22 protein-coding genes and 1 other annotated feature are annotated in these 22216 nt (G+C 45.3%); of the genes, 5 read left to right on the top strand and 17 right to left on the bottom strand.

The features are described from left to right. Positions 1-7: 7 nt before the first annotated feature. Positions 8-230, bottom strand: a binding site (T-box leader). Positions 231-330: 100 nt separating this feature from the next. The 8 genes from AC3RCI_RS18070 to AC3RCI_RS18105 all read right to left on the bottom strand — a co-directional run bounded on the left by AC3RCI_RS18070 (position 331) and on the right by AC3RCI_RS18105 (position 7563). After that, positions 331-777: a DMP19 family protein gene (locus AC3RCI_RS18070; RefSeq protein ID WP_336782010.1), complete on the bottom strand. Its 447-nt coding sequence runs from the start codon at positions 775-777 to the stop codon at positions 331-333. Continuing rightward, positions 770-1240, bottom strand: a complete 471-nt coding sequence (locus AC3RCI_RS18075) for an Imm63 family immunity protein (RefSeq protein ID WP_492525841.1) — start codon at positions 1238-1240, stop codon at positions 770-772. The genes AC3RCI_RS18070 and AC3RCI_RS18075 overlap by 8 nt, the downstream gene beginning before the upstream one ends. 181 nt (positions 1241-1421) lie before the next feature. Next, the gene (locus AC3RCI_RS18080) at positions 1422-2891 is read right to left on the bottom strand and encodes a protein adenylyltransferase SelO (protein WP_492525843.1); all 1470 of its coding nucleotides are present in this window, start codon (positions 2889-2891) and stop codon (positions 1422-1424) included. Positions 2892-3184: 293 nt separating this feature from the next. Continuing rightward, the gene (locus AC3RCI_RS18085) at positions 3185-4504 is read right to left on the bottom strand and encodes a solute carrier family 23 protein (protein ID WP_154893779.1); all 1320 of its coding nucleotides are present in this window, start codon (positions 4502-4504) and stop codon (positions 3185-3187) included. Between the two features lie 308 nt (positions 4505-4812). Then, positions 4813-5271, bottom strand: coding sequence for a hypothetical protein (locus AC3RCI_RS18090; RefSeq protein ID WP_336782013.1), 459 nt, complete (start codon positions 5269-5271; stop codon positions 4813-4815). 27 nt (positions 5272-5298) lie between these two features. Then, positions 5299-5607: a Dabb family protein gene (locus tag AC3RCI_RS18095; protein ID WP_336782014.1), complete on the bottom strand. Its 309-nt coding sequence runs from the start codon at positions 5605-5607 to the stop codon at positions 5299-5301. A 187-nt stretch (positions 5608-5794) separates the two neighbouring features. Continuing rightward, entirely contained in the window at positions 5795-6340 is a 546-nt protein-coding gene (locus tag AC3RCI_RS18100) for a PadR family transcriptional regulator (RefSeq protein WP_336782015.1), read from the bottom strand. A gap of 74 nt (positions 6341-6414) precedes the next feature. Beyond that, complete coding sequence (locus AC3RCI_RS18105; protein ID WP_492529943.1) at positions 6415-7563, bottom strand: YhgE/Pip domain-containing protein; 1149 nt, start codon at positions 7561-7563, stop codon at positions 6415-6417. 106 nt (positions 7564-7669) lie between these two features. Between AC3RCI_RS18105 and AC3RCI_RS18110 the strand changes: the two genes are divergently transcribed. From AC3RCI_RS18110 to AC3RCI_RS18120, 3 genes are all read left to right on the top strand, one after another. Next, positions 7670-8923, top strand: coding sequence for a cytochrome P450 (locus tag AC3RCI_RS18110; protein WP_492525845.1), 1254 nt, complete (start codon positions 7670-7672; stop codon positions 8921-8923). 153 nt (positions 8924-9076) lie between these two features. Next, positions 9077-9931: an AraC family ligand binding domain-containing protein gene (locus AC3RCI_RS18115; RefSeq protein WP_492525847.1), complete on the top strand. Its 855-nt coding sequence runs from the start codon at positions 9077-9079 to the stop codon at positions 9929-9931. Next, positions 9928-10848: a DMT family transporter gene (locus AC3RCI_RS18120; RefSeq protein WP_492525849.1), complete on the top strand. Its 921-nt coding sequence runs from the start codon at positions 9928-9930 to the stop codon at positions 10846-10848. The genes AC3RCI_RS18115 and AC3RCI_RS18120 overlap by 4 nt, the downstream gene beginning before the upstream one ends. 124 nt (positions 10849-10972) lie before the next feature. Here the strand turns inward: AC3RCI_RS18120 and AC3RCI_RS18125 are convergent, their stop codons facing one another. Then, a complete protein-coding gene (locus tag AC3RCI_RS18125; protein WP_492525851.1) occupies positions 10973-11665 on the bottom strand; it encodes a pseudouridine synthase in 693 nt (230 codons plus the stop codon). A gap of 111 nt (positions 11666-11776) precedes the next feature. On the opposite strand from AC3RCI_RS18125, the gene AC3RCI_RS18130 reads away from it, so the two are divergent. Next, positions 11777-12664 (top strand): hypothetical protein, encoded by an 888-nt coding sequence (locus AC3RCI_RS18130; RefSeq protein ID WP_492525853.1) that lies wholly within the window; start codon positions 11777-11779, stop codon positions 12662-12664. A 97-nt stretch (positions 12665-12761) separates the two neighbouring features. Here the strand turns inward: AC3RCI_RS18130 and AC3RCI_RS18135 are convergent, their stop codons facing one another. The 3 genes from AC3RCI_RS18135 to AC3RCI_RS18145 form a co-directional block, all read right to left on the bottom strand. Next, positions 12762-12944: a YjfB family protein gene (locus tag AC3RCI_RS18135; RefSeq protein WP_492525855.1), complete on the bottom strand. Its 183-nt coding sequence runs from the start codon at positions 12942-12944 to the stop codon at positions 12762-12764. A 303-nt stretch (positions 12945-13247) separates the two neighbouring features. Continuing rightward, positions 13248-14108, bottom strand: a complete 861-nt coding sequence (locus AC3RCI_RS18140; RefSeq protein WP_492525857.1) for a Cof-type HAD-IIB family hydrolase — start codon at positions 14106-14108, stop codon at positions 13248-13250. A gap of 92 nt (positions 14109-14200) precedes the next feature. Continuing rightward, on the bottom strand, positions 14201-14725 hold the full coding sequence (locus AC3RCI_RS18145) for a GNAT family N-acetyltransferase (RefSeq protein ID WP_336782023.1): 525 nt from the start codon (positions 14723-14725) through the stop codon (positions 14201-14203). 220 nt (positions 14726-14945) lie between these two features. Here AC3RCI_RS18145 and AC3RCI_RS18150 point away from each other — a divergent pair, with 220 nt between their 5' ends. Continuing rightward, positions 14946-16106: a S8 family peptidase gene (locus AC3RCI_RS18150; RefSeq protein ID WP_492525859.1), complete on the top strand. Its 1161-nt coding sequence runs from the start codon at positions 14946-14948 to the stop codon at positions 16104-16106. A 134-nt stretch (positions 16107-16240) separates the two neighbouring features. Here AC3RCI_RS18150 and AC3RCI_RS18155 read toward each other — a convergent pair whose 3' ends face one another. The 5 genes from AC3RCI_RS18155 to AC3RCI_RS18175 form a co-directional block, all read right to left on the bottom strand. Beyond that, positions 16241-17683 carry a 6-phospho-beta-glucosidase gene (locus AC3RCI_RS18155; protein WP_492525861.1) on the bottom strand — a complete coding sequence of 481 codons (1443 nt, stop codon included), beginning with the start codon at positions 17681-17683 and terminating at the stop codon, positions 16241-16243. A gap of 31 nt (positions 17684-17714) precedes the next feature. Then, positions 17715-19637: a beta-glucoside-specific PTS transporter subunit IIABC gene (locus tag AC3RCI_RS18160; RefSeq protein WP_492525863.1), complete on the bottom strand. Its 1923-nt coding sequence runs from the start codon at positions 19635-19637 to the stop codon at positions 17715-17717. Positions 19638-19994: 357 nt separating this feature from the next. Beyond that, positions 19995-20834 carry a BglG family transcription antiterminator LicT gene (gene licT, locus AC3RCI_RS18165; protein WP_127537188.1) on the bottom strand — a complete coding sequence of 280 codons (840 nt, stop codon included), beginning with the start codon at positions 20832-20834 and terminating at the stop codon, positions 19995-19997. Between the two features lie 386 nt (positions 20835-21220). Continuing rightward, complete coding sequence (locus AC3RCI_RS18170; protein WP_336782027.1) at positions 21221-21526, bottom strand: hypothetical protein; 306 nt, start codon at positions 21524-21526, stop codon at positions 21221-21223. 30 nt (positions 21527-21556) lie between these two features. Further along, entirely contained in the window at positions 21557-22192 is a 636-nt protein-coding gene (locus AC3RCI_RS18175) for an MSMEG_1061 family FMN-dependent PPOX-type flavoprotein (RefSeq protein WP_492525865.1), read from the bottom strand. Positions 22193-22216 lie beyond the last annotated feature (24 nt).

Genomic DNA, 22216 nt, shown 5'->3' on the forward strand with positions numbered 1-22216 from the left:
CACTAGACATAGGGACGATTATCATAACCGTGGTACCACCCAACTTGCATGAACAGATGCTTACGCATCATCCACACCGCTTTTGGCAATATATCGTTTGCCCATTCCGCTTGGCATTACCCAAGTACTCCAGAGTGTAATTCGCAGCCCTTGTATGTATCAGGTTCCATCAACCCCTGACTTTCTGTAACAGGGACAAAGCCGCTACTGCGCTCCATCAACGTAATTCATGTATTAGATTATAGCCAGTATAGCCGAACGTTCAACCCATTGCAAGAGCCTGTATTTAATCTGCTCACCGTACAGCAAAAGAGACTCTGATCTTTTATACTATGCCTCTATATTCAGCTTCCTATGATAATGCGTGTATGCCTTCTCCGCAATTTGATCCTCGTTATCCCACAATCGCTGATCCAGAGTATCCAACCTTAGTTCCTCTTCTGTCGTGAGTAAACGGGGAATGTCCCATAATGCTGTAAGCCGTTCATCATCCGCTAAATGCTCTATCAAGTTATACTGCTCTTGAATATTGCCCAGCACCTGGTTCGCACCAATCGTATGTAATGCCCGCAAAACATGAAGATATGCTTCTTCTCCCCAATTGCAGAAAAATTGAATGAACCCACCGTTATATACGTCTACTTCCAACAGCCATAGGGCTGCAATCTCCTGTTCCTCGGATGTGAATCCCGACCATCCCTGTTCTTGTTTGTTCTTTTTGTCTACAAACTTCAACGCATAATCATACCATACATCATTAATATCTTGATTAGTCATGCCCTTCATCCCTTCCCCTAGGCTGCATGCTCTCCAGTTCATGGCGTTTACCGGTTTGATGCCAGTGCAAATAGGGTTCTCCCAATTGCTGAAAAGCGTTCGTTACGTTGCGATCCATTTCCTGTATCACTTCGCTTGTGTATTTCAAATGAGTATTGATATTATCAACATCATATTTTTTCAACATCTCCACATGCACCGTGGTAAAAATAATATCCTCCAGCAGCCAGTAGATAACCATCTCGGTCTGCTTCAACTTTTTCTCCAACATGGGCATTCCACGTTCATAGATGGTGACGATATAGTTTCCACTTTCCATTTCAACATAAGGCACACCTTCCCATTTGAAAGGCTCCAATAGACGGTTAACATATGTATTGCTCTGTTCCTGGTCAAAGTCTGTTAGGGATAAAAGTTCAAGCAGCTTGACTGCTAATTCCTGTTTGGTTAAAACATCTGACATCGCAGCTCACCACCTGTAATTCATTTAAATTGCATTCCCCATGACATGATCATGAAAAAGCTGCCGGTGGCAGCTTCTTCGTGATCACCAGGTTGCTTGTACTCGCAAGGTACCTATTGCAACTCATGATTGTATTTTTTAATCTGAAATGTTCAATCTGAATGCTGAATCTGCACTCCCATCAGGTTCCGCAAAATGTCCGATAAGATGGATCACAGGTCGCCGGCAATGTGGCGTATTCTTCCTGTTCCGGTGTATGTGCGTAAGGTTTCCGGAGAACGGCTAGCAGCTGATTCATTACGCTATAATCCCCATCATTCTCTGCCCGTTCAAGCGCCTCTTCCACTCTATGATTCCGTGGGATGATTGCAGGGTTGCTGCTCTTCATCAATTGCTCTACAGCCTCTTTTGATTCAGACTGCCGGCCCAGTCTAACTTTCCAGCGTTCGTTCCATTCCACAAATTCCGGTGCTTCGTTCAGATTCGAGTTCTCCCACTTATCAAAAGTTAAAGCTAAGAACGTATTCGTGAAGTCCGCCGATTGCTTTTCCATCAGTTCCAGAAGATCTTTCATCAGCGTTTCATCTTCGTCCTCTTCTGTCAATAATCCCAGCTTGGCACGCATGCCGGATAACCATTCTTGATGATACTGCTCCGAAAATTGGGAAATGGCATCCTGTGCAATCTGTATGGCCACATCTTCATTATCATGCAGCAGCGGCAGCAATGTCTCCGCAAGACGAGCCAGATTCCAGCCCGCAATATAGGGTTGATTGCCGTAGGCATAACGGCCTTGCGTATCGATTGAACTAAAAACTGTAGCCGGATTATAAGCATCCATAAAAGCACAAGGCCCGTAATCTATCGTTTCTCCACTGATGGCCATATTGTCCGTATTCATGACGCCGTGTATAAATCCAACATTCTGCCATTTGGCGATCAGTGAAGCCTGTCGTTTGATGACTTCCCGGAGGAAGTTCAAATAACGGCTATGATCTATAGGAATGTCAGGAAAATGCCGTTCCAGCGTATAGTCCGCCAGTGCTCTCAGTTCCTCTACAGTTCCCCACCTAGCTGCATACTGAAAGGTTGCCACGCGGATGTGACTGGAGGCCACTCGGGTTAATATGGCACCCGGCCGTTCAGTTTCACGAATAATGCTTTCTCCAGTCGTTACTACCGCCAAACTTCTCGTAGTAGGGATACCCAGTGCTTCCATGGCTTCGCTAATAATATATTCACGCAGCATCGGTCCAATCGCCGCCCGACCATCCCCTCCACGGGAGTATGGCGTTCTGCCCGAACCTTTGAGCTGAATGTCCACCCTCTCGCCCTGTGGCGTGATCTGTTCACCCAGCAGTAATGCCCGTCCATCACCAAGCATGTTGAAATTGCCAAACTGATGGCCTGCGTAAGCTTGAGCCAGAGGCTCGGCTCCAGGCGGAATTTCATTGCCTGCAAAGATTGCTGCCCCTTCCTCGCTGTTCAGCGTTTCAGCATTCAGTCCGAGGCTGGCCGCAAGGGTTTCATTTAAGATGACAAGCTCAGGTGACTGTACCGGTACTGCACCCTGACTCGTATAAAAGGTCTGCGGCAGCCGGGCATAACTATTGTCCAAATTCCAGCCTGCGCCTAACTTATCCTTTTCCATGTGCACTCCACTCCTTTTCCTCAACAAAGGAATTCCTCTGTTTGTATTCATGTAGCCTGTGTGAACCAATGCTCATTTATGTAGTCGCATGGAATTTCGAAATGATGAACATATCATATGTTCATAAGGAAACTTTAGCATATTTGTAGGGTGTTTGCATTTTTCATCGTGTAGGGCAGCCAAATAAGCCCACAAGGTATTCATTTAGGAAGAAGGATATTTTCCACTCTTTCCAGCAATGAATTTTATGTGGGCTTACTCGTTTAATTCGCTATTATTCAGTTAAGATGGAATCAGGTATGTGCCTCCTGAGTCCCCGCTACAGGCTGAACAGGCAAGCTTTCCTTTTTGAAACCAAGATTGAAAAAGATATTAAGCAGAATCGCTGACAGACTTCCTGTAATAATACCATCGCTCACAATGATCCGAATGCTTTGTGGCAGCTGGGCAAACAGGTCTGGTACGGCTGTGACACCAAGCCCGAGCGAAACCGAACAAGCGACGATCAGCAGGTTGGACTGCTTGCCAAAATCGACGGTTTGCAGCATTTTGATTCCAGAGGATACGACCATACCGAACAGAACCACTGTCGCACCGCCTAATACTGCACTTGGGATAATGGTTGCAAATGCCGCTACCTTCGGAATGAGTCCGAGGAAGACCAGTATGCCTCCGGCTGCAACCACGACATTTGTTGTTTTCACCTTGGACAATTGAACGAGCCCGACATTCTGCGCGAATGTATTGTATGGAAAGGCATTAAATATACCGCCAAGTACAAAAGCCAAGCCCTCTGCACGATAACCGCGAGCCAGATCCTTCTCATTGATGGGCTGATCGCAAATTTTGCTCAAAGCCATAAACACACCCGTTGACTCGATAATCACGACAGTACCTACGATGATCATTGTAATAATCGGGCCAAGCTCAAATGTTGGCATTCCGAAATAAAAGGGTTGTGGCAAGTGGAACCATGATGCTTCCTGTACAGGAGAGAAATTCACTTTTCCCATGAGGGCCGCAATGAGAGTTCCTGCGATGATGCCAATCAGGACGGCAAGAGATTTAACGAAACCCCGCGCATACCGGTTCAGTACCAAAATAAAGAGCAGTACTCCGAAAGAAAGTGCCAGATTGTCCAAGCTTCCGAAGTTCTCACTGTTTGCCCCGCCAGCCATATTCTTAATACCGGTAGGAATAAGTGCTAGACCGATAATGGTTACCACGGTACCAATAACAACGGGAGGGAACAGCTTGACGATTTTGCTGAAAAATACGGCACAGATGACGATAAATAAACCGGCTGCTATGATGGACCCATAAATGGCTGGAATACCATACTGAGATCCGATGGCGATCATGGGCGTAACTGCTACAAATGAACTACCGAGTACTGCTGGCAAACCAATGCCCAGATACTTTCCCTTCCGAGCCTGCAGCCACGTTGCAATACCGCATGTGAGCAGGTCAATGGATACCAGATATGCCAGCTGCTCTGCAGTCAGATTCAAAGCTCTTCCCACGAGTAAAGGTACCAGAATAGCCCCGGCATACATTGCCAATACATGTTGAATCCCCAGTGAAAAAATTCTCATCTTTTTTGTTTCGTTCATCCGCGCTCGCCCCCGAAATTAGAATCAACCTATCGCACTGAATAATCATGTTATGTTGATTCACATTATATAAACTATTTCGAGAACTTCCATGATACATGACCGAGAATTGTTACAGGAGATAAAGAGATCGTATCTTTTTGGGCAAACGAAACAAAACACCTGATTTTGAGTGTAATATTATTTAACATCTCACTACATTTTTACTGAATATCAGGAGAAAAGAAAAAAGCCAGCACCACATGTGCCAGCCTGCTGTTCAATCGCTTTAATCATGATGGACATTTTCATTGGAGGTATCAGGGCTTCTAGGTGGCTAATTGGGAAGCGATGTAGGCCCATCCCTCCTCCACACTCCGGAACACCCATCCGGCAGATTCGATTCCATCTTTACTGCCAACCCCAAGCAGAAGTGTTCTGACCGCTTCTTCAGATTTTGGTCCAACGGTAAGCGCAAGCGGAAATGGACGGTACCGGGAGATCTCACTACCTACGTCAAAAACAAGATCCAACTCATCTCCCCAATCATACTGCATGTCCGACAGATCAATAACGAGCCCGTCCGGCCTCCATGCTTCCAGTACAGCTTTGCCGATTGCACTCATATAACGGGCATCCGAATTGCCGCTACTGCCAAACCCGTAGACACCTATAAATTTCAAAATCATGATCTTTCTATAGGAATTCTCTAACACGCTCCCGATTCGAACTTCGTACTCCAGGTCGCTTAAATCTTCCAAACGATATGTTCTGGTATTTATACTCATACTTAGTGTTCTCCTACATGACCTGTCTTATTTCGAAGGGATCGGAAAGTCAGTTACAATAACATTCTCTACCCATCCGTTAAGCGAAGCTACAAAGGCCTGATGCGCAGGATGCGGACCATATGCACGCAAGGCTTCTTGGTCTTCAAACGTCACTCTTAATCCAAGCGTGAATCCCTGAATATGATTCGTCTCTTCTGTTACATTGATTCCGGCAGTCAGATCGATGATCCCAGGAATCTCGTCCTGTAAGGCGAGCAATTGTGAGACAAATTCCTGCTGTTTTGCCGGGGTAATTTTATCGTTGAATTTAAATACCACCAGATGTTCGAACATGAAATTCCCTCTCCCTCATTACAAAATATTCATTTACGACATAGTTCAGATTCTATAGGTTTTTTCCATATGTTTCAATCCAGGCTCCTGATTCTGCTTCGCACTTTAAAGGAAAAGAGGTGCGTTCAAAGCCAGACTGTCGCTGACCTGACGCACCTCTTCGCAGGCACGGTGACGTAAAACGCGCTTAGTGCCTTAACGCTCTGCTCTGAACATGGTGAAGAAGCTTCTCCAACCATGCAATGTTGCTCTCAATCGTGTGATAAGCATGATCCCTCATCAGCCACAGAGCATCCATCAAATCCTCACTTACCTCGATCTCCTCCGGTTTCTGCTCGTCAATATAATCGAGTTTTTTTCTTTGTTTCACGATGATATCTTCAATAAGGTATGCAATCTTCTGATTATCCACCTTATCCAGATTAACCAGCGCTGCATAAAGGGACTGAATGGTCGTGAATTTCTGAAACACTTTATAGATGCTCTCTTCCAGCGCGAGCCGCCCTTGATCGGTGATCCCATACATCGTTTTGTCTGGTCTATTCTCACTCTGAATCGTTTCAATCTTCTCGATTAGACCCTTCTTATGCAGCACTTCAAAATTGTAATAGATCGTCCCTTCCGTAATTCTAGCCTCGGTCTGATCCAGATGTTTGCCTATTTGCTTTTTAATATCATAGGGATAACAATTCCCTTCACTTAAAGCACCAAGAATAAATATTTGAATTGACATGTGACTGCCCCCATTCTGCTCTTACCAAGGGCACAGCTTCTTACAAATTCGCCTGAGCCCTTTTATTACTTATTTTATACGATAGCGGGCTGTTGTGAAGACTCTTGCAGCGGATTGGTTTGCTTGGCATGTTTGAAAAGGTGAATCGCTGCATTGAGAACGAAAGCGACCAGTCCAACCAGCGCTAATCCAATGGCGTAATGGGCCGTTCTGCCACCGCCGAAAAGAATATTGTAATCCAAATGCGTGGAATAGAACATCGGCGTGATCTGACTCACGAATTTGAAATACCCAGGCATCATTTCGGTTGACATGGACGTACCGTTGGCAATGGATTGACTAAGCACGAATACCATGTTGATCAGCATACCTCCTTGACCGAGAAGCATGATGAAGATACTTGTAAACTCAATCGACACGAATAATTGCAGACTGTGCACCAGCCACATTTTCAGAAACACCTCCACCCCGTATCCTTGAACCATGAAGTAGATGCCTACTCCAACCAGAGGAGCAATCAGGGAAATGAGCAGGTTCGCCCCCCGCAGGGCAAAAAAGGCTTTCCATTTTCCCATTTGTGCACGCAGCTGCTGCATTCCTCCCACGCTCTGCATGGCATAGATCATAGCTCCAACATAGAGCGCCATCGTGATAAACATCGGTGCCATCTGATTTTGCATACCGGCAGGCTGCGGGTTGCTCATGACGATATTGGATGAGACCTTGCCCGTGGTTGATTCCACAATCTGTTTGGATTGATCCGCAGGAACCTGCATTCCGTTCAATACCGCTTCGAAGCTTTGAGCCTGAACCTGTGCGCTGATCTGAGCGGTAATTTCTGCTGCTGCACTTTTCATCGAACTGGTAATGGTGGTTGGGTTAGACTCATTAATCAAATATTCCAGCTGCGCTTTGCCGCTCTGTTCAGACAGTTTCTCCGTAAAGTCACCAGGTATACGTATCACCATATGAATATCACGGTCTTCCAGACCCATCTTCGCCTGTTCCAGCGACTCATCGGTTACGATATGGAACGGGAGCTGCTCTTGCAGCTTCTGAACAAATTCAGTACCGGATTGTTGATCCTCATTAACGATGGCCACCGTAAGATTCGTTACGTTTTTGGGGATCGCGCTATATCCGGACATGAAAACGGTCAGCATCACAATCTGATAGAACACAATCATGAATATCCCCGCTTTGACTCCCTTATGTTTCAGCATACTCTTCACTCTCTACTCCACCTTATTATTATAATTTAAATTACTTGAATTAAAGTACTCTTGTTTGTTATATTTGTCAATGACCCCAACTAAGGAGGTAAGATGAATGAAGAAGAGTACGATTATATCTCTGTCTGAAATCACGAAATTCCAATCGAAAGAAGAAGAGTTTAGCCCTTATCGTTGGTATCGCCACATGCTCAAACAGGAACCTGTCGTTTACAATGAAGAGACGGATTCCTGGCATGTGTTCAAGTACGACTTGGTCAAAACCGTATTGAATGATCATGAACATTTCTCCAGTGTAAGAGAAAGATCGATTGTGAACGTGGGGTATTCAAGTGAGGGAGAAGGTGCGGACAGCGAGCACCATATTCCGGACAAGCTGGATATTCACAACGTCGATCCTCCGGAACACCGCAAGCGAAGATCATTATTAGCAAGTGCATTTACCCCAAGAAGTCTCAAACTTTGGGAGCCGCGCATTCAAGCCGTAGCAGACGAGTTAGTCGCGGAATTTTCTCAGCTTCCCGAGGTCGATATTGTACAGGCCTACACAAGTATGTTTCCAGTAATCATCATGTCTGATCTGCTTGGCATTCCTTCCAAAGACAGGCTCTTATTTAAGAAATGGGTAGATATTCTCTTCATGCCAACAACGGATGCAACCTTTAGCCATATCAATGAAATGAAGAAAATTGCGGGTCAGCAATATTTCGAATACCTTTACCCTTTTGTTGTGTCCAAACGAACGAATCTTGCCGAGGACATTATCTCGGACCTGATCCAGGTCCAAGTGGATGGTGAACATTTTACGGATGAGGAAATTGTACGTACCACCATGTTCATTCTGGGCGCAGGAATAGAAACCACCAGCAACCTGTTGGCCAACTCCTTCTATGCGCTGCTCTATGATCAGCCTAAACTGTACACGGAGCTGAGAGACAATCCAGAGCTGGTTGGAAATGCAGTGGAAGAAATGCTGCGGTACCGTTTCCATATCAGTAAAATGGACCGCATGGTCAAAGCGGATACTAACCTGCTTGGGGTTGAACTCAAAAAAGGAGACGCCATCGTAGCCTGGATGAGTGCAGCCAACATGGATGAGGACATGTTCGAGGATCCATTCACATTGAATATTCATCGTCCGAACAATAACAAACAGCTCGCTTTTGGCTTCGGAACACACTTCTGCCTGGGTGCACCTCTGGCTAGGCTGGAAGCCAAAATTGTTCTGACGACATTTTTGAGAACCTTCTCAAGTATTGAACCCGTCAGCGGGTTCATTCTGGAAGACCACCTGATCCCGTCTGCAGCAGGACAATCTCTGACAAGCCTTCCCTTGAGGTTATATAAGTAGTACGCTATAGAGGAATATCAGAAAAAGAGCAGGAAATCTGCTCTTTTTTGCTGCTTCCCTGCTATTTATAGCATGCGCGAGCGCAATATCGTTCAAGAAATTGCCTTCTTTTCAGTTTATACTGACAAGAACTTACGAGAAAGAAGGTGCAGCATGAATCGCGAAGTACGAACCGTTGTATTTGATACCGATCTGCAGCTTGAAGCTTATCAATTCCAGGGCATCATGCAGAAATTCCCCAATCACTTTCATGACTATTACGTCATTGGTTTTATTGAGCAGGGCAAGCGACATCTGGTCTGCAATAATCAGGAGTATGTGCTGAATACCGACGACATGATTATATTTAACCCTCATGACCCCCACGCCTGTGAAGGGATTGATGGAAGAACACTCGATTATCGCTGTATTAATATCCAACCAGAGGTCATGAGAGAATACACCCGCGAAATTACCGGACAAGACTATCTGCCGAACTTCACAGCACCCGTACTCTATCAACACGAATTGGTCGGCTCTTTGCATGACCTGCATTTGATGATTTTGGAGGAGCAATCCGATTTTGGCAAAGAAGAGCTGCTGCTCCTGCTGCTGGAACAGCTGCTTCGGGATTATGCAGAAGCTGAATCCTCCGTCTCTTCTCAAGATGTCACGATCGAAGTCAAGTGTATCTGCGAATACATAGAGTCTCATTACATGGAAAGTATATCGCTGGGTGAGTTAGCTGAACGAAGTGGAATGAGCAAGTATCATCTGGTACGTCTATTTACTCGCCAAAAAGGCATCTCACCATATCGGTATCTGGAAACGATTCGTATTAATCAGGCCAAACGCTTATTGGAACAAGGAACGCTGCCGCTTGAGGTATCCGCCCAGACGGGATTCAGCGATCAGAGCCATTTTACGAACTTTTTCAAAAAACTAATCGGCTTGACGCCCAAACAATATTACCGAATCTTTAACCATGAAGACGAGTCCCAACGACTGCAGGACCGTGTTTCGCGATGAGTGAAAATAAACATACGGCTGGTCACCTGCTCGCCTTGCTTACAATTTTGATCTGGGGGACCACCTTTATCTCCACTAAAATTCTGCTCATCGACTTCACACCTGTGGAAATCCTGTTGTTTCGTTTTCTGATTGGATATGTGGTGTTGTTTCTGATCTACCCTCGTGTGATGCGGATATCAACGGTCCGGGATGAGATGCTTTTTATGGCGGCCGGACTGTGTGGAGTCACATTGTATTTTTTGATCGAAAATATCGCGCTTGTATTCACACTGGCTTCAAACGCAGGTGTCATTGTGTCCATTGCGCCCTTCTTCACCGCTGTGCTTGCGCATTTCTTCCTGAAGGATGAGCCGTTATCTCGGCATTTTGTCGCCGGTTTTGCTATTGCTTTGACAGGCATTGTGATCATTGCGTTCAATGGGCGTTACAGCCTGCAGCTGAATCCGCTGGGCGATCTGCTTGCTTTTGTGGCTCCTGCTGTCTGGGCAATCTATTCCGTCCTTATGCGTAAAATAGGCGATCTTCACTATCACACCATTGGTGCAACACGCAAAGTGTTCTTTTACGGGCTTTTGTTCATGCTCCCTGCCTTATTCCTGTTCGAATTCCATTTTGACATGGAGCGGTTTGCCGATCTGACCAACCTTTCCAATCTTCTTTTTCTCGGGGTAGGCGCTTCTGCGTTGTGTTTTGCAACCTGGAATAGGGCGGTAAGCCTTTTGGGAGCAGTGAAAACCAGCGTTTACATTTATTTGGTGCCTGTAATTACATTGTTAGCTTCTGCACTGCTGCTGCATGAACCCATTACTTGGATTACCATGCTGGGTGCGGTGTTAACACTCCTGGGTTCAATCATCTCAGAACGAAAAGTGCGGAAGCACGCCTCCGGATCGAAGTTGTCCGAGATCCATTAGGCTCTGGTCGTTTGGAACGCAAAGAAGGCACCATCCATCCTTTCAGGATTAGTGCCTTCTTTGTGTTTGCGTGGGATGACTCACCTTTTGTACAAATGTTCTTATCCAAGCTAGGAAAAGTTAGCTAGTTCAGCCTGGCAAGCAGCGTACTCAGCTCATGCTTCTCCAGATGCCTCCATTGTCCTCGTTCCAGCTGATCCAGTGTTATATTCATAATACGGATGCGCTCTAGTTTCAGGACTCTGTACCCCAGGGCTTTGCACATTCTGCGAATTTGCAGGTTAAGCCCCTGTGTCAGAATAATCCGAAAAACATTCTCGCTGTGGCGATATACTTTGCACGGCTTGGTTATTACGTCCAGAATTTCGACTCCTTGGGACATCATTCTTAGGAATTCATCTGTAATCGGTTTATCCACGGTCACCACGTATTCTTTCTCATGATTATGCTCTGAGCGCATCATTTTGTTAACAATCTCTCCATCATTCGTAAGCAAAATCAAACCTTCCGAGGCTTTATCCAGCCTGCCAACGGCAAAGATACGTGATGGATAATTTACATACTGTATAATATTCCCCTCGACTTGTTGTGCTGCCGTACAGACGATACCTATTGGTTTGTTGAGAGCCAGGTATACAGGCTCACGATCAACCTGCGGGATTTCCTTGCCGTCGATCAGGACGAGATCTTCTGTTTCAATCTCTGCCCCTTTTACACATACCTTACCATTGATCGTAATGCGCCCAGCTGCAATTAAGCGGTCTGTCTCTCGCCGTGAGCAGAATCCCGTTTCACTTATGTATTTATTAATTCGCATGCTTCACCGCTTCTCATCTGTAATATAGCCATCATCTCATTTATAATGAAAGGAAGCAATGAAGCCTATACGAAGTCTTAGGATAAGCAACTAACTTATGAGGAGATGCTCATGGACAAACAATGCATGAGAGTACTTAAGAAGCTGTATCATCATGCCAATGGCAAGTACGACAGCGAGCGACAGGTGATGGTGTATCAAACGGATACACTAACTGCTGACGAACAAGACATATTACATACGCACGGCTGGGTTCCTAATGATCTGGAGCTAATTTCGCATGACGAGATTATTCAACAATTAATTGATTTGCAGCAAAATGAGCATCTATCCTGGACCACGATCACCAATGCCTTTGTGGCCGGTGTTGGTGGAAGTTATCCCCGAGGCATAACTACACTTGGAAGCTATCATATGATGGTTCACATGCAGCACCATGCTTATGAAGAAGCGGAACAATTCCATTGTTGTAAATGCTGCGGTTTAAGCCGTAACAGCAATGACGCATGGGATAATTTGTCCTTTATTCGCTATGCCGTTCACTTGGGACATGATTACAGCTCGAATAGTTTAGGGACATATGCTGATTTGACAGAGTTAGTTTCCCTGCTTGAACATGAATCCATTACACCGAGTGAAGAGGACATTCACACCTTCAATCAACTGCTTCATAGTTTGGATCAGGCAGAGAGCGATGAATCTCCGGGAAAATATGAGAAACGGCTCACAGCCGAGAAATTGATCAAAGGACAGGCTGGCATCCGCCGAGGCATATTAAAATCATTATCCCGAGTAGGGGTTCTGCCAAACCAGATTCTCCCCCTTCGTCCCGATCATTGGACCAATATCGAAGAGCTGCTGAATGCCGAATTACAGCTCAGCAATACGAAAGGCCGCTCCGACATGGAGATGCCTTGGGCTGGATGGCAAGGTAAACTCGGTGTGGATTGGGACAAGGCCCGTCAGCTTTTTGGAAATATGATCCTCCATCATTCTTAATCGAAAAAACAACCCAAACAGCTTCAATTCGATGAATTGAAACCGTTTGGGTTCGCTTGCTGCAATTGTTTTTGAACATGCATTTCTTAGAAAACGTCTAAACTGAAATATCCAGACTGCTTCCTAGATTCGGATGTGGGGCTGGAACAGATTTTAACATTTCCGTAAGCTGTAGACCTTGTTGTTCTGCCATGTTTTTCGACATTGACATCACCTGCAAACTCGCCGACTGCGCCAGCGACGTTTGACTCAAGGCCATTGATAATGCTGCAATATCCATGTTCTGCACTCCTTTATGTTTCTAGTAAATGAGCGTACCTAATATATATCGGATACTGTACAGGAATTATGTAATCTAACACACGCCATGATCTTACTCTATGTTACAACTCAAGCGGGAGGGATCTGATGAAAGGGAAAAAATTTGTATTTCTTTTTACGCTCCTATGCGGACTGTGCGTGGGAGGTTTCGGCGCTCTCCTCTTATGGATCCTGACCCTTGTCTCTGAGTCTTAACATTGCAAACAGACATCTCCATTACAGGAGCTGCCTGATCGCCCTACTATTTTAATTGGCAAGAACACTAGGACTGGATCAAGCCATACTTCACAAAACTGTGATACAACCCGTCTTCCTCAATGGTTCCGGTAATGTCATCGGCGAGGGCTTTCAGACCGGGCTTCGCATTGCCCATGGCAATGCCTATATTGCAAAATTCCAGCATCTCCGCATCATTCATGCCGTCTCCGATGGCCAGTGTGTCTTCCTGAGACATGCCAAGGTGTTCAAGCAGATCCGCAATCGCAATTGCTTTGTGAATGCCAGGAATCATGAGCTCCCCGCTTCCCTCTCCAAAGATAGGTACGGTGCACTGGATAACCTCGAATTTGCCCTGAAACACCTGTTTGATCCGTTCGAACGGAACCACAGCACTTTCCAGAAAACAAACCTTATTGACATCATCCTTATATAAGTCGGCTTCACCGTAGGTTAGACCCGTAATAAAGGGATGTGGCTTCTGTTCCTTTTTCGCTCTGGCTGCTGGATCATTCTCCACATCACCGTATATGCGACGTTCGAGATGGGTTTGAAGATTGCTACTTGCATAGAGGGCCGAATTGGATTCCAGATAGAAATCAATCTGATGTTCATTGAAAAAATCGACCATATGCCGAACGTCTTCAGCCGTTACCTTTTTATGATAGAGAACTTCATCACCAAACTCCACGTATCCGCCACCTGCACCAATCAGACCGTCGAATCCAACTTCCCAGATGGAATCATAAATTTCCGCCTTCGAACGCCCTGTGCACAAATAAAGCAAATGTCCATTCGCGCGTGCCTGCCTGCAAGCCTTCTGAGCTGAAACAGGTATGTTCCCATCATTATCCACAAGTGTTCCGTCAATATCGATAAAGACTATTTTCTGTGTCCGTGTGTTCATCTGCATCTGCCCCCATTATGTCTCAGCCATGTTGTAACCAACCATTCATTCATTCATTCATTCATTCATGCAAAACATGTATACATTACATATCACTTCTCAGCAGGCTTCTCCATATGCACAATTTGCCACTCATTATGCTCTTCGGTCACAATTGTAAATCCTTGACGCTGCCAGAAACCCACAGCCCCAGGCAAAAAACGGTGGGTATGTAGGTATAAGGTGGTGTATGGCATTTCTTTTACCACCCGCTCCAGCTCTTTCACCAAAAGTGAACCAATACCGTATCTGCGATAGGCAGGATCGACATAACATTTTACAATTTCAGCCGCAGTATGTTCCGGATAGCGACCTTCGATCACCTGAATCCGTCCATCATATGGCACAATGCCGATGGAGCCTACAATGCCCGCTTCCTCCGTTACAGCTACTAGAAAAACAGCACCTGCTGTCTCCATATAATGTTCCCTGAATTGCATCAGATCCGCAGGTATGTGTTCATGATTCATCATTGGAAATACTTCTCTGCGGACACGCATGGCAAAATCAACAGCTTGCTCAATCTGATGGAGCTGAACCTTCATTACCTTGGGTACTGTCTGAAGCTGTTTCACCATATTTTCATTCCTATCCTGTAGATTAGAGCCTGGCTTATAGCAGTTATCCCGAACCCGTATTCTTAGTGAGTTCGCTCTCTTCCATCATCTTACCTAATTAAATTTCTTCTATCAATCTAGCTGTACTCCTATCCAAAATGATAGATAGCCCGCGCGATTTGAGAGACTCTGCATACGATAAGACGTGTTATCAAATCAAACTCACAAGGGGGGAAAAGCGATGTGGCTATGGCTTGGTATCTCTGCTGCATTTCTGCTCATGCTGGGATTTGTATATCGTTACGTAGAAGACATCCTTGAAACGCGAAAGTTTCATCCACATGCTCCCAAGCAGCTCTTGATCAAATTTAAGGAAGGCACCACGGCAGATCAAATGCACACTCTGCATAAAAAAGGAAGATGCAAAGTTGCCGAAACGTATGAGGATCTCGGCTGGTATCGGGTAGAATCAAACAGAATCATGCATCGCATGCTAAAGTATTATAAGGATCATGAACTCATTGAACATGTAGAACCCAATTACCTCGCTCAGGCATCCTATACCCCGAATGACCCCTACTTCCCTTATCAGAATAACCTGCAAAAGATTAACGCACCTGCGGCTTGGGATATTAGCCAGAGCAACAGCTCCATCAAAATTGCCATTATTGATACCGGAGTACAGCTAAACCACCCCGAGCTTGCCAGCAAGCTCCTTCCAGGTTATGACTATGTCAGCTATGACACCATCCCCGAGGACGGGAATGGACACGGCACACATGTGGCCGGAATTGCGGCTTCCGTCACGAATAATGGAGCTGGCATCGCTGGCATTGCTCCGCTGGCGTCCATCGTACCCATTCGTGTGCTGGATGATAGCGGGATGGGAACCATGGGCAATGTCGGCAACGGGCTGGTCTATGCTGCCAATAACGGTATACAAGTGGTTAATTTGAGCTTGGGAGGACCTGTAGGTGATGCCTTCTTGCAAGCTGCGGTACAGTATGCCTGGGACCGCGGGGCAGTCATTATTGCTGCTGCCGGCAATGACAATACTTCTTATCCAATCGTGCCCGCTTCCTACCCCAATGTGATTGCCGTCGCTTCCACCAATCCTTCCGATCTGAAATCCAATTTCTCCAACTATGGTGCATGGGTTGATATGGCTGCTCCGGGTGACAGCATACTGTCGACATATCTCGGCAGCTCGTACGCTTATATGAGCGGTACATCGATGGCTGCACCGCAGGTTGCAGGTGCGGCTGCCTTGCTTGCCGCCCAAGGCAAAACCAACGCCCAGATCCGCGATGCGTTGTGCTTTGCCTCTGATCCTGTATCCGGGTCCGGTGTCTATTGGCAGTATGGCAGGCTAAACGCTCATCGGAGTCTGCAAGTCCCATAATTGGTTCTTCTCTAAGATGACCATATTAAAAGTAAATTTTCCAACGTTCTGTTTAATTGAAGAAAAGAGGAGCAGATCCGTCTGTAACACAGGATTGCTCCTCCCTTTTTAAAATTTCACTTAATGGACAGCACTTAGAAGTATTGTGCCCCATGAGTAGCAATGATGTCTTTGTACCAGTGGAAGCTTTTCTTTTTCACTCTTCTAAGCGAACCCGTACCGTCATTGTTTCGATCTACATAGATGTAACCATAACGTTTCTTCATTTCTCCTGTACCTGCACTGACCAAATCAATCGGGCCCCAGCTCGTATATCCAATGATCTCGACTCCGTCCTGAATGGCTTCTGCCATCTCGGCAAAATGACGATTCAGATAATCAATGCGGTAATCATCCTCCACTGTATCATTATCCAGCAATACATCCGTAGCACCAAGACCATTTTCCACTATGAATAATGGCTTGCCGTAGCGGTCGTGCAGCTGATTGCAGGTAATTCGCAGACCTTTCGGATCAATGGTCCATCCCCATTCCGATGCTTCAAGATAAGGGTTTTTCACGGACCCAAATACATTGCCCGCCGTTGAATCCTTCAAAATCTCCGGATCTGTGCTTGTGCAGCGGCTGGCATAATAGCTGAAGCCGATATAGTCCACCGTATTCTGCTTAAGAAGTTCGGTATCTTCTGGCTGCATCTCAATATGAATTCCGTTTTCTCTGAAGAAACGCTTTGTGTAGCCCGGGTATGCCCCCTTGGACTGAACATCAATGAAGAAAAAAGACTCGCGATCCTGCTCCATTGCCTTCCATACGTCCTCCGGATTGGAAGTGTAGGGATACACCGTACCTGCAGCCAGCATACATCCGATCTGTGCACCGGGAATCATCTCGTGACACGCCTTGACGGCAAGTGAACTGGCTACCAGTTCATGATGCGCCGCCTGATACAGGACCTGCTGCTTGTCCTCCCCCTCTTGCAGGACGATACCTGCACCAATATACGGAAGATGCAGAAGCATGTTGATTTCGTTGAACGTCATCCAGTATTTCACTTTGTCCTTATATCGATGGAATAACGTCTTCGCATAGGTTTCAAAAAATCCAATCATCTTGCGGTTCTTCCAGCCGCCATATGTTTGCACGAGATGTACAGGTACATCAAAATGACAAATGGTAACGACTGGTTCGATATTGTATTTCAACAATTCATCGAAGACATCATCATAGAATTGCAGGCCTGCCTCATTTGGCTCGGCGTCATCCCCGTTCGGGAAGATTCGGGACCAGGCGATCGAAAGTCTGAAACATTTGAACCCCATTTCGGCAAATAAAGCAATGTCTTCCTTGTACCGATGATAGAAATCAATGGCTTCATGAGAAGGGTAGAACTCGCCTTCCTTGGGTTCGAACGAGTCCAGGTTACCCATCGCAATGGGGAAACGCCTAGACCCGGTAGGGATCAGATCGACCGTAGTCAATCCTTTTCCCCCTTCCAGATAGGCACCCTCCAGCTGATTCGCTGCTGTTGCTCCTCCCCAGAGAAAATTCTCCGGGAAGGAAGTTGGCTTGTCAAACATAAAGCACTCCTCCTCTTCATCGTAACTTGATTTAACCAAGCACCGTCAGCAATTTGTCTTTTTCGTTCACCGATGCATTCTCTGTGCCCACAACATCCAGGTAATTTGAAGTATTCGTAATAATAATGGGTGTAACCGTCTCATAACCGGCATCCTTAATGGCCTGCAGATCAAACTCCATAATCAAATCTCCAACGTTGACCCGGTCACCATCTTTCACATGAGCGTTGAAATGTTGACCTTTCAGTTGTACCGTATCTTGTCCAATGTGGATCAGCATCTCTACACCATCATCTGTCACAAGTCCAATGGCATGCTTTGTGCGGTAAACCGTTTGTACAACACCTGTGATTGGAGATACCACTCGTCCACTTGTTGGTCGAATCGCAATGCCTTTACCCATATGCTCACCAGCAAACGTAATGTCGTTAATTTCCTTCAATTGAATAACTTCGCCAGCCATCGGGCTGAAGATTTCGTATTTACTGTTCGGATTGGGATCGAGTGCAGGTGCTGGTGCAGCTGAAGGAGCTGTTACAGGTGCAGCAGCTTCCTTGAAACCAACGACATACGTGAGAACGAAACCAAGTATGAACGCAACGGCTGTTGCAACAAGTGCCATGTAGAATGTTGAATCAACACCTGTTGCCGGGTTAATGAAGGTCGGATAACCGAATACGCCAAGTCCGCCAAACATGTACAATTTCGAGCCGAAGAATCCCAATATGGCGCCGCCAATACCACCTGCAATACAGCTCATGATAAACGGTTTTTTCAGTGGAAGGGTCACACCATAGATTGCCGGCTCGGTAACACCGAAGATGCCTGAGATGAAGGCGGGAATACTCAAAGATTTCAGTTTGGCATTTTTAGTTCTCAACATTACGGCAAGTACCGCACCAATCTGGGCAAAGGAGGCAGCGAACGACATGGCGACCACCGGATCCGCTCCGGACGTACTGAGGTTCAGAAGCATGACTGGAACCAGACCCCAGTGAAGACCGAACAGTACAAACACCTGCCACAGACCGCCAACGATAAGTCCTGTAAGAAGTGGGCTCAGATCATAGATCCCGGTTGCTCCTGCACCGATTAACTGTCCAGCCCAAGTGGATACTGGACCGATCACAAGGAACGTTGCGGGAACGATAACAAGCAGCGTAAAGAATGGAACAAGGAATGTGCTAACCACTTTAGGAATAACATTTTTGAAGAATCTTTCGATTTTCACGGCAAAGAATGTAGCAACAATAATTGGTATAACCGAAGATGAATAGTTCATCAGAATAACAGGAATACCCAGGAAAGTAATATGGATCGGTGATTCAAACAACGTACCCGCGAACAACGTGTACAATGGATCGCCTGCAGTCAAACCGGACAGCGTAGGATAAACCAGTGTAGCCCCGATGGCCATACCGAGGAACGGTGAGCCGCCAAACTTCTTGATCGCCGTATAACCAAGGAATACCGGGAAGAAGTAGAACAGACAGTCACCCGTTGCATTCAGCAAATGGTACGTTCCGGATGTGTCCGTCAACCAGCCGAAGGATAGAAACATGGCTGTAAACCCTTTGATCATCCCTGTTGCAGCAAGCAAGCCGAGAAGTGGAGTGAAGACTCCCGAGATCATATCGATAAATCGGCTGAACAGTCCTACCTTTTTCCCCGAATCTTCCTTCGACTCTTCAACCTGACCTTCTGTCGGCAAGTTGCCCACCTTCACAATCGCTTTATATACATCCGGCACTTCATTGCCGATGACTACCTGATATTGGCCACCACTCTGCATAACCGTAATAACGCCAGGCAGATTTTTAATCTCTTCTGTTTTAGCAACGTTTTCATTTTTTAGTTTAAAACGTAATCTGGTTACACAATGGAAAACGCTGTTCACGTTTCCAGAACCACCTACACGGGATAAGATGTCTTTGGCCAGTTGATCGTAATTCATAGTTATTCTCCCTCTCTAAGTAGACTCCCCATGCTTGAGAAACAAAGAAAACCTGAACTACTGAACATACACAACGTGCCGGATGATCCGGAAACAAGTCGTGTTATTCAGCAATTCAGGTTTTGCCCTTAATGGTTGCAACCCTGTAAGGCTGTACACAGCGATATTCGGTTGTTACTTCAACAACTTCATCTTAAAGTAAGTTGCAACCAGTCTTTACTGACCTGGAGTGATCGGCATTGCCTGATTGAACAGTTACAATCCAATTTTGTATGCGCTTACTTCATGGATTCATAATAGTATAACTTCTGATCTTTTGCAAGCGTTTTTTTAAGAGAATATTTCGGTTCAAGTGAACTACTCTGAAGTAGCGTGCACCACGCGTTCAATATGAATCGACAGATACATCATTTCCTCGTTAGTAAGTTGATACGTGTAGTTATTTTCAATGAATTTTTTAATTTTTTCGGAGCACTTGTGCGCTTCGGGATATTTCTTCTGGATCAGTTCAAACAATTCATCATCATTGTTATTTTTATAGTGCTTTCCTTTGACCAGACGCTGGGCGAAAAATTTCAGATGTGTCACAAATCGGTAATAGTTCAGCGAGTTCTCGTCAAAATCCATTTTGAAATGGTACTTGATGATCGTCAGCACCTCTTGCATCACCTGCGTCATGCTCCGAATATTCGGCATTTCTTCGTTAAGTGCTGCATTTACAAAATGCAATGCCATAAATCCGGCTTCATCTTCTGGTAACAGAACACCAAATTGATCACAAATCATGTTGAGGGCCTCAAGTCCCACTTCGTACTCATCCTTGTACAGCTGTTTCGTTTCCCACAGTAATCCATTTCGTATAGGCAGGTTGTTGCGATATCGCTCAATGGCGAAATGGATATGATCTGTAAGATGGAGATAGATGCTGTCATTCAATTTTTTGCCCAATTTCAGTTTGGCATACGCGATGATCTCTTCGGAAACTTTCATGTATTCCAGCGGTATGCTGGCGATTAATGTTTTGAAGTTTTCCTGGATATCTTCGTTCTGCAAAGTAAAGATCTTGTCAATATGCTCCTCGGAGACCCGATCACCTGCCCGCTTCTGAAAAGCTATTCCTCGGCCAATGACGATGACTTCGCGCCCATCCTGAATGGCAACTACAGCATTATTGTTCAGCACCTTCTCTATTTTCACTTTATCCACCCCAATATACAGAAAAAGACAAGCCATACCTTCAACGAGGTCATAGGTCCTGCCCTTTTCAACTTCAATATCTACGATATGTGCGTTCATGGTATTACAATTATCTACAATGTGCAACAATAAATTTAATTTGGTTCCATCTGTTTTATTTTATTCAGTCTCTCCCGTAAGTGCTTGAAGGATTTGCATTAATTCCTCTTAAAATGATAAAAGACTTCCAAAAATGAAAATCACAACTCATCTAATTGTCGGTCTATTACAGCCAATATTTCATGAAATTCATGGTTAATTAGGGAACGTTAAATGTATTATTTTCCCGCCCGAGGAGATTCATCTACTCTTTGCATTATATAGCAGGGCGAAACGGACGCGCACGCCTATTTTTTCTTATTTCTATTTTCCTTCTCCAGTTCAGCTTCAATCCTCTTGTTAATCACACTCATCTCATCGGAACTAAGTTGATCCACTTGCTTAATCTCTTTATTGAATTCGTACTCTGTTGATTCCTTATTGTTCATTAGCCCCAAATGATTTTTAATCGCACGAACATCTTCCCGAATATATAAGGTATTCCGATAATTATCCACCACAAGACCGAGAATAACACCAATGACGATGACAGTGCCATAAGGAAACATAAGACTAACAATGGCTCCTGCAATCATCAAGATGAATACAAACAAAATGATTCAACTCCTTAGACTTTGCAAATATTAATACAATCGCTTCTCATACGATTCTTGCATAGAACGGACGACATCGTCCTCCGTAACACCTAATTTGCTAGCATGCGCAGCGATAATACGTGATGGTTTGGGTAATTCCTCCTTGGCGAGCCAGTTCTCAGGTTCCCATGTGTGCGAACGTTTAAAAGCTTTGCCACAATGCATATAGCACTCTTCAACCGTTACAGCGATACCTAGTTTGGGCGTTTTGCCCTGCGCCTGCATTTGCATCATCATGTCCATATCCCGAATAATCATCGCTCTGCCATTGATACGCAGTGTCTCTTCAAGTCCAGGAATAACAAAAATCAATCCAATGTGCGGATTGGACAAAATGTTTAACAGAGAGTCAAAACGTCGGTTGCCCGGCCGTTCCGGAATGACCAAATGATGCTGATCCACGACATGTACGAATCCTTCTCCGTCACCACGGGGAGATACATCACAAGAGCCTGATCGATCACTGGTTGACATAAAGAACAGGCCAGAACGGGCAATGAATTGCTGACAATGCTCATCCAGATAGGCAATTGATTTATTCTTCACCAATTCTCCCGGTGTACCGCAGATTTCTCGAAGAACGTCCTCCGATGTTACGATGTCTTTAAATATGTTGTTGGTCAATATGACCACGTCCTTTCTATACTT

Source organism: Paenibacillus sp. MT124, from assembly GCF_058792755.1.

What these genes read in the sequence shown, in the direction of transcription:
- AC3RCI_RS18155 (WP_492525861.1), bottom strand. Translation starts at nt 17,683, where the DNA reads ATGTTTGACAAGCCAACTTCCTTCCCGGAGAATTTTCTCTGGGGAGGA.
- AC3RCI_RS18135 (WP_492525855.1), bottom strand. Translation starts at nt 12,944, where the DNA reads ATGGATATTGCAGCATTATCAATGGCCTTGAGTCAAACGTCGCTGGCG.
- AC3RCI_RS18085 (WP_154893779.1), bottom strand. Translation starts at nt 4,504, where the DNA reads ATGAACGAAACAAAAAAGATGAGAATTTTTTCACTGGGGATTCAACAT.
- AC3RCI_RS18115 (WP_492525847.1), top strand. Translation starts at nt 9,077, where the DNA reads ATGAATCGCGAAGTACGAACCGTTGTATTTGATACCGATCTGCAGCTT.
- AC3RCI_RS18140 (WP_492525857.1), bottom strand. Translation starts at nt 14,108, where the DNA reads ATGAACACACGGACACAGAAAATAGTCTTTATCGATATTGACGGAACA.
- AC3RCI_RS18160 (WP_492525863.1), bottom strand. Translation starts at nt 19,637, where the DNA reads ATGAATTACGATCAACTGGCCAAAGACATCTTATCCCGTGTAGGTGGT.
- AC3RCI_RS18145 (WP_336782023.1), bottom strand. Translation starts at nt 14,725, where the DNA reads ATGGTGAAACAGCTTCAGACAGTACCCAAGGTAATGAAGGTTCAGCTC.
- AC3RCI_RS18105 (WP_492529943.1), bottom strand. Translation starts at nt 7,563, where the DNA reads ATGCTGAAACATAAGGGAGTCAAAGCGGGGATATTCATGATTGTGTTC.
- AC3RCI_RS18100 (WP_336782015.1), bottom strand. Translation starts at nt 6,340, where the DNA reads ATGTCAATTCAAATATTTATTCTTGGTGCTTTAAGTGAAGGGAATTGT.
- AC3RCI_RS18130 (WP_492525853.1), top strand. Translation starts at nt 11,777, where the DNA reads ATGGACAAACAATGCATGAGAGTACTTAAGAAGCTGTATCATCATGCC.
- AC3RCI_RS18120 (WP_492525849.1), top strand. Translation starts at nt 9,928, where the DNA reads ATGAGTGAAAATAAACATACGGCTGGTCACCTGCTCGCCTTGCTTACA.
- AC3RCI_RS18110 (WP_492525845.1), top strand. Translation starts at nt 7,670, where the DNA reads ATGAAGAAGAGTACGATTATATCTCTGTCTGAAATCACGAAATTCCAA.
- AC3RCI_RS18095 (WP_336782014.1), bottom strand. Translation starts at nt 5,607, where the DNA reads ATGTTCGAACATCTGGTGGTATTTAAATTCAACGATAAAATTACCCCG.
- AC3RCI_RS18080 (WP_492525843.1), bottom strand. Translation starts at nt 2,891, where the DNA reads ATGGAAAAGGATAAGTTAGGCGCAGGCTGGAATTTGGACAATAGTTAT.
- AC3RCI_RS18070 (WP_336782010.1), bottom strand. Translation starts at nt 777, where the DNA reads ATGACTAATCAAGATATTAATGATGTATGGTATGATTATGCGTTGAAG.
- AC3RCI_RS18075 (WP_492525841.1), bottom strand. Translation starts at nt 1,240, where the DNA reads ATGTCAGATGTTTTAACCAAACAGGAATTAGCAGTCAAGCTGCTTGAA.
- AC3RCI_RS18150 (WP_492525859.1), top strand. Translation starts at nt 14,946, where the DNA reads ATGTGGCTATGGCTTGGTATCTCTGCTGCATTTCTGCTCATGCTGGGA.
- AC3RCI_RS18090 (WP_336782013.1), bottom strand. Translation starts at nt 5,271, where the DNA reads ATGAGTATAAATACCAGAACATATCGTTTGGAAGATTTAAGCGACCTG.
- AC3RCI_RS18125 (WP_492525851.1), bottom strand. Translation starts at nt 11,665, where the DNA reads ATGCGAATTAATAAATACATAAGTGAAACGGGATTCTGCTCACGGCGA.